Genomic DNA, 12,923 nt, shown 5'->3' with positions numbered 1-12,923 from the left:
CGATCGTCCCGTGCCTGCCGCGCCGCCGGTCGCGGCCCCGCCGCCCGCGCCTCCGGCCGCAGCCGCGCCGCCGCTTCCGCCGCAGGCCCCACCCACGCCGCCCTTGCCGGTGCCGCCGGTCGTCACCGCGCCTCCCCCGGCGCCCCTGCCGGCTGCCGCCGCGCCTCTCCCTCCTCCGCCGCCGAGGCCGGCCGTCGTGGCGCCTCCTCCGCCGCCGGCCGCGGCCGTGCCTCCGGCGCCCCCGCCGGCCCCCCCGGCCGCGGCAGCGCCGACGCCGTCCCCGACGCCGCTGGTCATCGTGGCGCCTCCGGCCGCTCCCGCCGCGCAGGCGCCACAACCCGCCCTCGTGGCACTGCCGCCGGCGGCCCCCGTGCCCGAGCCGGCGCCCGAGCCGGCGATCGACTGGGCCGCCCTCGCTTCGGCCGCACGCCCCGTGCCGCGGGTCATCCGCGAGGCCGAGATCGCCGCCTTGGAGATGCCGGAGCCCGCGCCCGGAGCGCCGGCCGCGCCCGATTTCAGCCTGCTGGACTCCATCGGCCTGATGCCGGAACCGGCGCCCGCTCCGCCGCCGCCCGTGCCCGGCGGGACGCTCGCACGACTGCGCAGCCAGATCGCCGGCTCCGCAGAGCAGCCCCTGCCGAGCCCCGCCTACCAGACCGGCCCGGCGGGCCTGTCTTCCACCCCTCCGACCGGCACCTCCGCCGGCGAGGGCATCGTGCCTGCGTCGGCCGTGACAGTTTCCTTGGGGGAGGTTATGCGTTTGATCGCCTCGGGTAGCCCGCCCGCGGCATCCCCCATCGATACGTTCCGCGCCGCCCTGCGGTCGTCATCGCCCTTCTAGACGCCGGAGGCACCATGCCCCTCATCTGCTTCGCTTCCCCCAAGGGTGGTGTCGGTAAGACCACCCTGGCCGCGAACGTCGCCGATGCGATGCGGCGCCAGGGGCGACGCGTCATGGTCATGGACTTCGACCCGCAGAACACGCTCCGGCTGCATTTCGGCGTGCCTCTGACCGATGGGTCGGGATTCATGACCGAACTGCCCAAGCGCCCCGACTGGCGCGAGCTGGTGCGGCAGACCTCCTCGGGCGTGATGCTGCTGCCGCACGGCTCCGTCGACATCCGGGGCGCTCTCGGCCTCTTCCATTCGCTCGAGCGCGACCCGGAGCTGCTGGCCGCGCCCATGCGCGCGATCCTTTCCGACCCGAGCCTCCTGGTCATCGCCGACACCCCCCCCGGCGCGTCGCATTCCCTCAATATCCTCGCCCCGATGTCGGCCATGGTCGTCGCCGTGCTGCTGGCCGACGCGACCAGCGCCGCCCTGGTGCCCGACATCGACAATGGCCGCTTCCTCGGCGCCGGCACCATGGCCGCGCTCTTCGCCGGCCGGCTGCGCGTGGTGCTGAACGGCGTCGATCCCAATGCCCGCCTGTCGCGCGCCGCGGCCGAGACCGTGGCGCGCCACCTGGGCCCGCGCCTGCTGGGCGCCATCTGCCGCGAGGAGATCGTGGCCGAGGCGCTGGCCGCCCAGCGCCTCGTTCTCGACATCGCCCCGAACAGCCAGGCGGCCGAGGATCTTCGCGAGATCTCACGGGGGATCGAGGCCGCGCTGCCCTCGGTGCCGGAACCCTTCAGCGCAAATTGGGGTGCTCGATGAGCGAAGTTGCTGCCCGGAGGGAGCGCCTCGCGCGACTTCCGTTCATGCGGAACAAGTGGTTCGGCTGGCTCGTGACCATCGTGGGCCTCATCGCCGCGGCCGCCGTCATCACCGTTCCCATGCAGCCCGAGCAGCAGGTCATCTTCGCGATCGGAGGCTTCCTCTTCTTCCTGGTCTTCAACCGCTTCGAGGGGCGCACCGTCACCCTGCTGCTGGCGCTCCTCTCCACCGTCATCTCGCTGCGCTACATCTTCTGGCGCATGACGGAGACGCTGGACTTCAGCACCTTTCTCCAGACCTTCCTGGGCACCGGCCTGCTGCTCGCCGAGGTCTACGCCATCATCGCGCTCATGCTGGCCTATTTCCAGACCCTCTGGCCGCTGGAGCGGCGGCCCGCGCCGATGCCCTCCAATTCCGACGACTGGCCGGTGATCGACGTCTTCATTCCCTCCTACAACGAGCCGCTGGACGTGGTGCGCCCGACGGTCTTCGCCGCCCTCGCGCTCGACTGGCCGACCGACAAGCTGAACGTCTACCTGCTCGACGATGGCCGCCGCGAGGACTTCCGCCGCTTCGCCGCCGAGGCGGGCTGCGGCTACATCATCCGCCCCGACAACCGCGGCGCCAAGGCCGGCAACATCAACCACGCGCTGAGCCAGACGACCGGGGAGTTCGTCGTCGTCTTCGACTGCGACCACGTGACGACGCGCGGCTTCCTGCAGCTCACCGTGGGATGGATGCTGCGCGACCACGGCCTCGCGATGGTGCAGACGCCGCACTACTTCTACTCGCCCGATCCCTTCGAGCGGAACCTCGTCGCCGGCCAGCGCGTGCCGAACGAGGGGCTGCTCTTCTACGGCCTGATCCAGCAGGGCAACGACTTCTGGGGCGCGACCTTCTTCTGCGGCTCCTGCGCGGTGATGCGGCGCGCGGCGCTCGAGGCCGTGGGCGGCGTGCCGACCGAGACGGTGACCGAGGACTGCCACTGCTCGCTGCGCATGCAGAAGCTCGGCTGGCGCACCGCCTATCTGCGCGTGCCGCTCGCGGCCGGCCTCGCGACCGAGCGCCTCATGCTGCACATCGGCCAACGCATGCGCTGGGCTCGCGGCATGATCCAGATCATGCGCCTCGAGAACCCGCTGACCTCCAGCGGCCTGAACCTCGCCCAGCGCCTTTGCTACTTCATGGCGATGTTCCACTTCCTCTTTCCGCTGCCGCGCTTCGTGTTCCTGACCGCGCCGCTCGCCTTCCTCATCTTCGGCGAGAGCATCATCGCGGCCTCGCCGCTGGCCATCGTCGCCTATGCGGGGCCGCATATCGTCCATTCGGTCGTGACCAACTCGCGCATCCAGAAGCGCGTGCGCCATTCCTTCTGGTCCGAGATCTACGAGACCGTGCTCACCGTGTACCTGCTGCCGGTGACGCTCGCGACGCTGCTCGATCCCAAGCGCGGCCGCTTCAACGTGACGGACAAGGGCGGCACGCTGGAGGAGGGCTACTTCGATCTTCGCGCCGTGGGCCCAAACATGGTCCTCGCCGGCGCCCTCATCTTCGGCCTGCTGCTCGGCATCTACGGCCTCGCGGTCAATCCTCCGGCGAGCCTGGAATTCCAGGCCTATGCGCTGAACGTCGTCTGGGCGACCTTCTGCCTCATCACCGTGCTGGCCGGCCTCGCCGTGGGCCGCGAGCGACGCCAGGTGCGCGAGCGCGCCCGGGTCGCGGCCGAGGTGCGCTCGGCGGTGATCCTGGGCGACGGGCGCCGGGTGGAGGGCGTTTCCGAGGATCTTTCGCTCGGCGGCGCGGCGCTGCGCATGGAGGCGCCGGGCGACCTCGGCGAGGATCAGCTCGTGATGGTGGAGCTCGATGCCGGATCGCAGATCGTGACCGTGCCCGCCGAGGTGCTGCGCTGGCAGGGCGGCCGCGTGAACCTGCGCTTCCTGCCGCAGGACATCCATGACGAGGGCAACATCGTGATCGCCACCCTGGGACGCGCGGACGCCTGGGTCGATTGGGACAACATCCGCGCCGACCGTCCCCTGCGCTCGCTGAAGGAAGTTCTTGTGTCGATTGGTGGCCTCTTCTCCGGCGGTTCGCAGTTCAGCTTCCGCCGCCGCCCGCGGCGCGCCCACGATCTGCCCGACCTGCCGCCCGCGACGGCGCAGGGGGGGGCTCAGGGCGCGGCGCAGCGCGCCGGCATCGTGCGAGGCGCCGGCGTGCCGGCCGCGGTCGGTGCCGCGCTCCTGCTCTTCCTCGCCGGCACCGCCCTGGGCCAGAGCCGCCAGCCCGGCTCGGCCCTGAACGCCCCCGGCGGCCAGGCCCCGGCCGCGCCCATCCTCTCGCCCGCTCCCGGCGCGGCGCCGGCCCCGCAGGGCTTCGGCGCTTCGCCCCAGGCGCCGGCGCTCTCGCCCTCGCCGATGCTGCCGCCGATCCTCTCGCCGGCGCCGCAAACCTTCGCGCCCCCGCCGCTCACGCCGGCCCAGGCTCCGAATCCGCTGGCTCCGAATCCCTTGGCGCCGCCCGTGCTGAGCTCGGCGCCGCAGAGCCCGAACCCGCTCGCTCCCGCCCCGCTCAGCCCCGCATCCGGCGATCCCAACCCCCTGATGCAGGCGGAAGGGCAGGAGGCGCCGGGCACGCGCACCGAGACCCGCACGCTGCGCCAGCTCGGTCTGCGCGGGCCGATGCAGCTGCGCGGCGTGTCGGATCTCCAGGGCATCCTCTTCGGCGTGCGCGGCGACGAGGTGGTGACCTCGGCCCGCCTGATCCTGCAGGGCGCGACCTCGCCCGCGCTGATCCCCGAGCTGAGCCAGATCGCCTTCACGCTCAACGAGCAGTTCGTCGGCACCGTCCAGCCGGATCGCGCGCGGCCGGCCTTCGGGCCGCTGGAATTCCCGATCAATCCCTTCTTCTTCGCGGATGTGAACCGGCTGAACTTCCGCTTCACCGGCCGCTACGCGATCGAGTGCAACGACCCGCTCTCCGGCCTGCTCTGGAGCACGATCTCGGACAACTCGACGATCTCGCTCCGGCTCGAGCGACTGCCGGTGACGCGCGACCTCGCGCGCCTGCCCGAGCCCTTCTTCGATCCGCGCCTGCTGCGCGAGCCGCTGGTCCTGCCGATCGTCCTGCCGGAGACGCCGAGCAACGACGCGCTGCGCTCCGCCGCCATCGTGACCTCCTGGTTCGCGGTGCAGGCCGATTATCGCGGCGCCTCCTTCCCGGTGGCGACGGTGCTGCCGCCGACCGGCAACGCGATCGTCGTCACCACGGGCCCGGATTCGATCCCCGGCCTCGTCCTGCCGCGGATGGAGGGCCCGACCCTCGCCGTCGTGCAGAATCCCTCCGACCCGCTCGGCCTGCTGCTCGTCATCGCCGGCCGCAACGGGCCCGAGGCCGTGACGGCGGCGACGGCGCTGGGCGTCGGCCGCGAGGCGCTGACCGGCGAGCTCGCCACGATCCAGGATCAGGCCATCCCGCCGCGTGTCGCCTATGACGCGCCGCGCTGGGTGCGCACCGACCGTCCGCTGCGCTTCGGCGAGATCATGGATCCGTCCGAGCTGCAGGCCTTCGGCTACGTGCCCGGCCCGATCGCCGTGCCCTTCCGCACGGCGCCCGACCTCTACACGGCGCGCGAGCGGGCCATGTCCTCCCTGGTGCGCTTCCGCGCGCCGCCGGGGCCGATCATGGATGTCGCGGTCTCGCGCCTCGACGTGGCGATCAACGACATCTACCTGCGCTCCGTCCCGCTGCGCGCGGCCGACCTGGCCTGGCCGCTGAGCTGGGTTCAGCGGCAGTTCGTCTCCTCCGAGGTGGACGAGGCGCAGGTCGCGCTGCCGAGCTACATGCTCTACGGCCAGAACGAGCTGCAGCTGCGCTTCGACATGCGCCCGCTGCACCGCGGCGACTGCATCGCGGTGCCGGGCGACATCCGCGCCTCGGTGGACCCGGACAGCACGATCGACCTGACCGGCGCCTATCGCTTCACCACCCTGCCGAACCTGGCCTATTTCGTGAGCTCGGGCTTCCCCTTCACGAAGTTCGCCGATCTCTCCGAGACGGCGGTGGTGCTGCCCGAGCGGCCGAGCCAGCAGGAGCTGGAGGCCTTCTTCACGATGATGGGCCGCATCGCGGCGCTGGTGGGCTACCCGCCGGTGAACCTGCGGGTCATCCGGCCGGGCGCGCTGCAGGAGAATGCCGACAAGGACCTGATCGTGATCGGCACGCTGGGCCGCCAGCCGGCGCTGCAGCAGCTTCTGCGCGACACGGGCCCGCTGCAGGCGGAGGGCAACCGGCTCACCGTCCGGCTCAACGACGGCATGGGCGATTTCCGCAACCTCTTCGGGGGCGAGCGCCGCGGCGAGCTGGAGCGCGTCTCGGCGCTGCTGGCAGCGCCCGGCGAGTCGCTCGGCGCGCTGATCGGCTTCCAGAGCCCGCTGCAATCCGGCCGCTCGGTCGTGGCACTGACGGGGTCCAGCCCTGCCGGCCTGGAATCCATGGTGATCGCGCTGCGCGATCCCGAGCAGGTGCCGCGCGTGCAGGGCGACCTCGCGCTGCTCTCGGGCGGCCGCGTCTCGGCCTTCCGCGTGACCTCGACCTACCAGGTCGGCGCGCTCCCGCCCTGGCTCTGGCCGGAATTCTACCTGGGCAACAACCCCTGGTACCTGCTTGCGATCCTGCTCGTCGTGCTCGTGCTGGTGCCCGCGCCGCTCTACTGGATCCTGCGCCGCCGCGCGGCCCAACGCCTGAGGGAGCGCTCGGCGTGACGGGATTTCCAGGGGGACGTTCGGGGGCGGAAGGCGCCCGCTGTCGAGGGGCCGCGTGAAGATGCGTCAGATTTCCGTGTCGCGTCGCGCCTTGCTGGCGGCCTCGGCCGCCGGGGGCCTGGCGGCGCCGGCGGTGGCTCAGTCGGGCCTCGTCACCGTCGGCACGAACGGCTGGATCTTTCCGGTCTGGGACAAGATCGACGGGCTCGACAACACCGCCCTGCGCGAGACCGTCCAGGTCGTCGCCAATGCCGTGACCGCGCTCCGGGCCGGCCGCATGGACGCGGTGATCTGCCTCATCCCGTCCCGCAAGCGCCTCCTGCGGCAGTTCATGCCGGCCGGCTCGCGCTATGCCGCCGAGGTGGAGCGCCGCTACAGCCTTCCCCTGGCGGAGCTCCGCCGCGCCGGCGCCCTCGTGCCCGACCTGGACGCGCATTTCCGCAACGTGATGCAGCGCGAGCCGCAGCGCCAGCTCTTCTGGAAGACCGATACGCACTGGACGCCGGTCGGGGCCGAGGTGGCCGCCATCGAGACCGCGCGGCAGATGCGGGAGCAGCTCGGCATGCCGCCGAGCCCGCGCCCAGGCACGCGGCTGGGCGACCTTCGTCCCATGACCCTCGCGGCAGGCGACCTCGCGCGCTACGCGAGCACCCAGCGCGGCGTCTATGGGCCGGAGGAATCCTGGATCCGGCAGATCCTCGGCGCCGAAGGTCCCGCCGCGCTGCTGGCGGATGACGCGTCGGACGTGACGGTCGTCGGCACCAGCAACGTGCAGCCGCGCTTCGGCTTCGTGCCGGTGCTGTCCAACCAGGTGCTGCGGCCGGTCGGCCTCTTCTGGAAGCCGAACAGCGTCGGACCCTACTTCGCGCTTCTCGAATACCTGAAGAGCGAGGACTTCCGGCGGAACCGGCCGCGAGCCCTCGTGTGGAACCTGCTGGAGCCCGATATGGTGACCTCGACCAACAATGCCGCCTGGGGTCAGGCAGCCATGACCTCGGCCAATTTCATCGCCGAGATTCGCCGGCTGGTGGCCGCATGAGACCCGCCCTGCGCACGGCGCTGGCCGCTGCCCTCCTCTCCGTTCCCCTGGCCCTCTCCTCTGCGGTGCCGCAGGCCCTGGCGCAGAGCCAGGTCTATGATCCCGTGCCGCCGCGCGGCTCGGCCTATGTGCGCCTCGTGAACGGGCTGGTGGGCGAGATCCAGGCGCGCCCCGACTTCCTGCCGCCGCAGCGCCTCGGCACCGCGCCCGAGCAGCGCGTGATGGCCTTCACCGCCGTGGAGAACGTGGCCGGCCGCCAGCTGCGGCTGGAGTTCCAGGAGGGCCAGGCGCGCGGCAGCGCGACCTTCCGCGTCGAGCCGGGCAGCTTCAACACCATCCTGCTGCACCCGGCGGCGGGCGGCATCGGCGCCACCGCGGTGGTCGACACGGCGGACTTCAACCAGACCCGCTCGCGAATCGCCTTCTACAACGTCCTGCCGGACTGCCCTGCGGCGACGCTGGCGCTGCTCCCTTCGGGGCCGGCGGTCTTCGAGGGCGTGCCGGCGCTGGGCACCCGCGCGCGCAGCGTGAACCCCGTCACGGCCCAGGTGCGGGCGAGCTGCGGCGCGCGCGCCGCCGCGCCGATCGCGCTGCAGGGGCTGGAGGCGGGCGGCATGTACAGCGTCTGGCTGATGGGCTCGGGCAGCAACGTCGCGGGCTTCGTCACGCGGGACACGACGGCGCGGTATCAGCGATGACGCACGAGGCGGCCTGACATGACCAAGGAAGCGGGGACCATGCCGCAGCGCATCTCTCGGCGTGGGTGCCAGGTCGTTTCCGGCCAGGGGCCGGCCTTCGCGACGCTCGCCGTCCTCCTGGCCGCCGCGACGCCGGCCGAGGCGCAGGCGCCGGCCCAGGTGCCCGGCCTCGCGCTTGGCCCCGGGCCGGTCGATGTCCGCACCTCGGGCGGGGCCGCGACGGCGAACCTCACCGAGCAGGCGCAGTTCTGGCAGCAGCAGGGCCAGCCGGAGCGCGCGCTCCAGGCCTATGAGCGTCTGCTGGCGGTGGAGCCGAACAATCTCGACGCGCTGGCCGGCGCGGTCGAGACGGCCGCGCTTAGCAACCAGACCGCGGCCGCGCAGCGCTACCTGCAGCAGCTTCGCCGCGTGTCGCCGCAGGATGCGCGCCTGCCCCGCGTGACCGAGCTGGTGCGGCTGCTCAACGAGGACGCCGAGACCCTGAGCGCCGCGCGCGGCCTCGCCGCCGCCGGCCGCGGCTCCGAGGCGGTGGCGCGCTACCGCCAGCTCTTCCGCGACGGCAACATCCCCTCCGCCCTTTCGGCCGAATACTTTCAGGTGCTCGCGGGTTCCTCGGAGGCGGGGTACCGCGAGGCGACGCAGCAGCTGAGCCAGCGCGTCCAGGCCGCGCCGAACGACGAGCGCCTGGCGCTGACCTATGCGCAGATCCTGACCTATCGCGAGGACACCCGCGCGGAGGGCGTGGACCAGCTCCAGCGGCTGGCCGCCCGCCCTGGCGTGCGCGGGCCGGCGCGCGCCGCCTGGCGCCAGGGGCTGCTGTGGCTCGGCGACGACCCCGAGACCGGGGCACGCATCGAGCAGTACCTGGCGGTCTTCCCCGGCGACCGCGAGCTGGAGGCGAAGATGCGCGCCTCGCAGCGCGGCCTCGCGCCGGGGGCCGAGGCCCGCCTCCTGGCCTGGGCCGAGGTCGATCGCCGGAACTACGGCGAGGCCGAGCGGCAGTTCAACGCCGCGATCGCGATCGACGGGAACGATGCCGAATCCGTGCTCGGCCTGGCCGTGCTGCGGAAGATCCAGAACCGGATGAGCGAGGCCCAGCGCCTGCTCGAGCGCGCCATCGCGCTCTCGCCGGACCGCGCCGAGGAATTCACCCGCTCCGTCGGCGACCTCACGCCCTATCAGAACCTGCGCGGCGGGGGCCAGGGCGGTGGCGGTGGCGGTGGCGGTGGCGGCGGCGGCAGCGGCCGCGGCTTCACGGCGGGTCCCTCCGTCCAGGGCTGGCGCGCGCTGGCGCGCGGCGACCTGGACGGGGCGGACCGCTTCGCGCGCCGCGCCCTCACCGGCCGGGGCCAGGAGCGCCTGGACGCCGAGATGATCCTGGGCCAGGTCGCGTTGCAGCGGCAGGACTTCATCACGGCGGAGGCGCGGTTCCGCAACGCCCTGGCGCTGCGCCCGAACCTGCGCGACGCGCAGACCGGCCTTTATTTCGCGCTGACCGGCCAGAACCGGATCGCCGAGGCGGACGCGCTGCAGCGCGAGGCGGGCCTCTCGGTGGCCGGCGCCGGCGGCGCCCGGGCCGTGGCGCTGCGCGACCGCGCCACGCTGATCGACGACCCCGAGCAGCGGCTGGCGGCGCTGCGGCAGGCCCTCACGGTGGATCCGGCGAATGCCTGGGTGCGGATGGACCTCGTGCGCCAGCTCAAGGCCATGGACCGCATGGAGGAGGCCCGCGCCCTCCAGGCCCAGATGGAGCAGGACACCTCGTCTGAGACCTCCACGGCCGCGGCGCTCCTGGCCCAGGAGGACGAGCGCTACGGCGCGGTGGTGGCGCTGCTGGACCGGGTTCCGGTGCGGCTGCGCAACAGCGACACGAACCGCCTGCTCGCCAATGCGCGGCGCGAGTACGAGGTGCGCCAGGTGGAGCGGCTGGTCCGCGAGGGCCGTCCCGGCGCCACCGAGGCGCTGCTGGCCCTGGCCAACCGGCGCGACCCGTCCTTCGCCAGCGGCCCGGCCGTGGTGCGCGCCTTCGCGCGCCTCGGCGATAGCCGGGGCGCCGGCCTCGCCGCGCGCGCGGCGCTCACCGCCAATCCGATGACCACGGCGCAGAACCGCATCGAGCTCGCCTCCGCGCTGCTGGAGGCGAACCGGATGGAGGATGCGGCGGCGCTGCTGAACCCGCTCGCCGCCGACAGCCGCATCCCGACCGAGACGCGGCGCGAGCTCGCCCGCGTGATGGAGCAGGGCACGGTCCAGCAGTCCGACGCGCTGATGTACCGCCAGGCGCCCGAGGAGGCCTATCAGGCGCTGCGGCCCAACCTCGAGGCGCAGCCCAACAGCGTGCCGCTGAACATGGCGCTGGTGCGGCTCTATATCAGCGCGCGCCGCTACGACGAGGCCCGCCAGCTCGCCCAGGCCGTGCTGGACCGCGAACCGCGCAACCTGCTGGCCCGGGTGACGATGATCGACGTCGCGGCCGCGCAGGGCCGCTTCCGCGAGGCGGAGGGCCTGCTCGCCGAGACGGCCTTCTTCCACCCCAACGATCCGCAGGTGCTGATGGCCGAAAGCCGGCTGGCGCGCGCCCGCGGCGACTACGTCCGCACCCTCCAGGTGCTGGAGCGCGTGGCCGCGCGGCGGCTCGAGCACCTGCGCCAGAACGGGCAGATCGTCGAGGCCGAGCAGACGGCGCAGGCCTTCAGCCCGACGCGGCGGACCGCGACCTCGCCGCTCACCGATCCCACCTCGGTGCAGATCGCCAGCGAGCTGGTCCGCGCCCGCGACGAGGCCGCGACCTGGCTCCAGGCCGGCATCCAGATCCAGAGCCGCACGGGTGAGGCCGGGCTCTCGCGCGCGCTGACCGTGGTGGCGCCCGTCGAGGTCTCGACGCCGGTGCCGGGCATCGGCGGACGCGTGGTGGTGGGGCTGGACACGGTCTCGATGAATGCGGGCCGGATCGGCAGCGGCGTGGAGACGCAGCGGCAGTTCGGCACCAATGCGCTCAGGGCCCCGGCCGACTTCCGCCGGCCCAACGCCGCCGTCGACGGCTATGCGCTGCGGCTCGCCTATATGCGCAACAACTTCCGCGCCGATATCGGCTCGACGCCCATGGGCTTCGCGAATCCGACGGTGGTCGGCGGGGTTGAGGTGGTGCCGCGGATCAACGAGCAGTTCCGCGTGCGGCTGACCTTCGAGCGGCGGGCGATGACGGACAGCATCCTCTCCTATGCCGGCCAGCGCGAGCGCGACTGGCCGGTCAACTGGGGCGGCGTCGTGCGGACCGGCGGGCGGGTGCAGCTGGAATATACGCCGGCCGCGCGCTGGGGGGCCTATGCGGGGGTGGGCGGCTATTCGATCGACGGCCAGAACGTGCAGGCCAACAAGCGGATCGAGGCCTCGGTCGGCGCCTACTACAACGTGCTGCGCACGCCGAGCCAGAGCCTGACCCTGGCCGCCGGCGCCTTCTACACGGGCTACGACAACAACCTCGGCGCCTTCACCTTCGGCCATGGCGGCTATTTCAGCCCGCAGCAGAACATCCTGGGCCAGGTGCAGGCCGAGTACATCGCCCGCTGGGGGGATTGGTCGTTCCGCGGCGTGGGCAGCGTGGGCTACCAGAACTACCGGACCTCGGGGAATGCGGTCTTCCCGACGAACTCGGCCCTGCAGGCGCAGCTCCAGCAGGCGGCGCTTCTCGACGGCACGATCCAGACGCGCGTGCCCGGCCAGCGCAGCGATGGGCCGACCGGGTCCATCTTCGCGAACCTGGAATACGCCATCAATCCGAACCTGCGCCTGGGCGCGGCCGGGCGCTACGAGCGGGTGGGCAATTACGAGGAGGGCGTGGGCTTCTTCTACCTGAGATGGCGCCTCGACCGGCCGCGCTCCGACCTGCAGCCCTTCTACGAAGGGGCCGCGTATCCCACCCTCAACGTCAACGATCCCATCCAGGGCAGCTTCCAGCAGGGCAGGCCGGAATGGGTCCAGCTCCCGAACGGAGCCACCAGGCCCACCTGGTGAGATGAGAATGCGGCATTTCCTCCTGACGGCGGCCATGTCGCTCGGGCTTGCCGCCCCCGCCCTGGCGGCCTGCCCTGTCCCGCCGCGCGGTCAGCCGCTGCCCATCGAGGCGACGGCCAGCCTGCAGCCCTGGCCGCCCTGGCGCGTGGCGGTCGATTCCATGACCGAGCGGCTGCGGCGCAGCAACGTCTCGCCGGCACGGATGGTCTTCCTCGGCGATTCCATCACCGAGGGCTGGCAGGCGCAGATCTTCCAGCAGTTCTACGGCCACCGCGCGGCCATCAACCTCGGCATCGGCGGCGATGCGACGCAGGGCATGCTGTGGCGGCTGGAGAACGGGCACTGGCCGGCCAACCTGCGGCCGCAGCTCATCGTGCTGATGATCGGCACGAACAATCTCGGCTATGGCTCGACGGCGGAGAACACGGCCTACGGGGTGGGCGCGATCGTCGCCCGGCTGCAGCAGCTCTCGCCGAGCTCGCGCATCCTTCTGCTGGGCATCCTGCCGCGCGCCGCCACGGCGGCGGATCCGGCGCGGGCGCTGGTGGACCGGACGAACCAGCTCATCGCCGCCTGCGCGGACGGGCGCCGCGTCATCTTCGCCAATCCGGGGCCGCTGCTGCTGGACGGGGCCGGCAACCTCGCCGACTACGTGTCCTTCGACGCGCTGCACCTCACCATGGTGGGCTATGCGATCCTCTCCACGGCGATCGAGCCGATCCTGCGGCAGAGCTTGCCCTGATCCTCTCCGATCAC

General features: G+C 72.6%; 6 protein-coding genes and 1 pseudogene. All 7 read left to right on the top strand.

The genetic code is table 11. The annotated features are described in order from the left end of the window. Positions 1 to 841 (top strand): annotated as a pseudogene (locus EJV46_RS23485) (hypothetical protein); the annotation flags it as partial. Between the two features lie 14 nt (positions 842 to 855). Then, positions 856 to 1,656 (top strand): cellulose synthase operon protein YhjQ/BcsQ, encoded by an 801-nt coding sequence (locus tag EJV46_RS20035; RefSeq protein ID WP_131550477.1) that lies wholly within the window; start codon positions 856 to 858, stop codon positions 1,654 to 1,656. Between the two features lie 44 nt (positions 1,657 to 1,700). After that, positions 1,701 to 6,416, top strand: coding sequence for a UDP-forming cellulose synthase catalytic subunit (gene bcsA, locus EJV46_RS20030; RefSeq protein ID WP_165585629.1), 4,716 nt, complete (start codon positions 1,701 to 1,703; stop codon positions 6,414 to 6,416). A gap of 61 nt (positions 6,417 to 6,477) precedes the next feature. Then, positions 6,478 to 7,455 carry an alginate O-acetyltransferase AlgX-related protein gene (locus tag EJV46_RS20025; RefSeq protein ID WP_131550475.1) on the top strand — a complete coding sequence of 326 codons (978 nt, stop codon included), beginning with the start codon at positions 6,478 to 6,480 and terminating at the stop codon, positions 7,453 to 7,455. Continuing rightward, entirely contained in the window at positions 7,452 to 8,153 is a 702-nt protein-coding gene (locus tag EJV46_RS20020) for an ABC transporter permease (protein ID WP_131550474.1), read from the top strand. The genes EJV46_RS20025 and EJV46_RS20020 overlap by 4 nt, the downstream gene beginning before the upstream one ends. A gap of 18 nt (positions 8,154 to 8,171) precedes the next feature. Then, the gene (locus tag EJV46_RS20015) at positions 8,172 to 12,167 is read left to right on the top strand and encodes a cellulose synthase subunit BcsC-related outer membrane protein (RefSeq protein WP_131550473.1); all 3,996 of its coding nucleotides are present in this window, start codon (positions 8,172 to 8,174) and stop codon (positions 12,165 to 12,167) included. A 7-nt stretch (positions 12,168 to 12,174) separates the two neighbouring features. Further along, complete coding sequence (locus tag EJV46_RS20010; protein WP_240782665.1) at positions 12,175 to 12,909, top strand: GDSL-type esterase/lipase family protein; 735 nt, start codon at positions 12,175 to 12,177, stop codon at positions 12,907 to 12,909. Positions 12,910 to 12,923: the final 14 nt, after the last annotated feature.

The organism is Roseococcus sp. SYP-B2431, from assembly GCF_004336745.1.
Classification (GTDB): Bacteria; Pseudomonadota; Alphaproteobacteria; order Acetobacterales; family Acetobacteraceae; genus Roseococcus.
The sequence above is the reverse complement of the archived record's forward strand: the minus strand, read 5'-3'. Positions and strand labels throughout refer to the sequence as shown.

Excerpts from the sequence above, each read along its gene's own strand:
- EJV46_RS20035 (WP_131550477.1), top strand. The coding sequence starts at position 856 with ATGCCCCTCATCTGCTTCGCTTCCCCCAAGGGTGGTGTCGGTAAGACC.
- bcsA (WP_165585629.1), top strand. The coding sequence starts at position 1,701 with ATGCGGAACAAGTGGTTCGGCTGGCTCGTGACCATCGTGGGCCTCATC.
- EJV46_RS20025 (WP_131550475.1), top strand. The coding sequence starts at position 6,478 with ATGCGTCAGATTTCCGTGTCGCGTCGCGCCTTGCTGGCGGCCTCGGCC.
- EJV46_RS20020 (WP_131550474.1), top strand. The coding sequence starts at position 7,452 with ATGAGACCCGCCCTGCGCACGGCGCTGGCCGCTGCCCTCCTCTCCGTT.
- EJV46_RS20015 (WP_131550473.1), top strand. The coding sequence starts at position 8,172 with ATGACCAAGGAAGCGGGGACCATGCCGCAGCGCATCTCTCGGCGTGGG.
- EJV46_RS20010 (WP_240782665.1), top strand. The coding sequence starts at position 12,175 with ATGCGGCATTTCCTCCTGACGGCGGCCATGTCGCTCGGGCTTGCCGCC.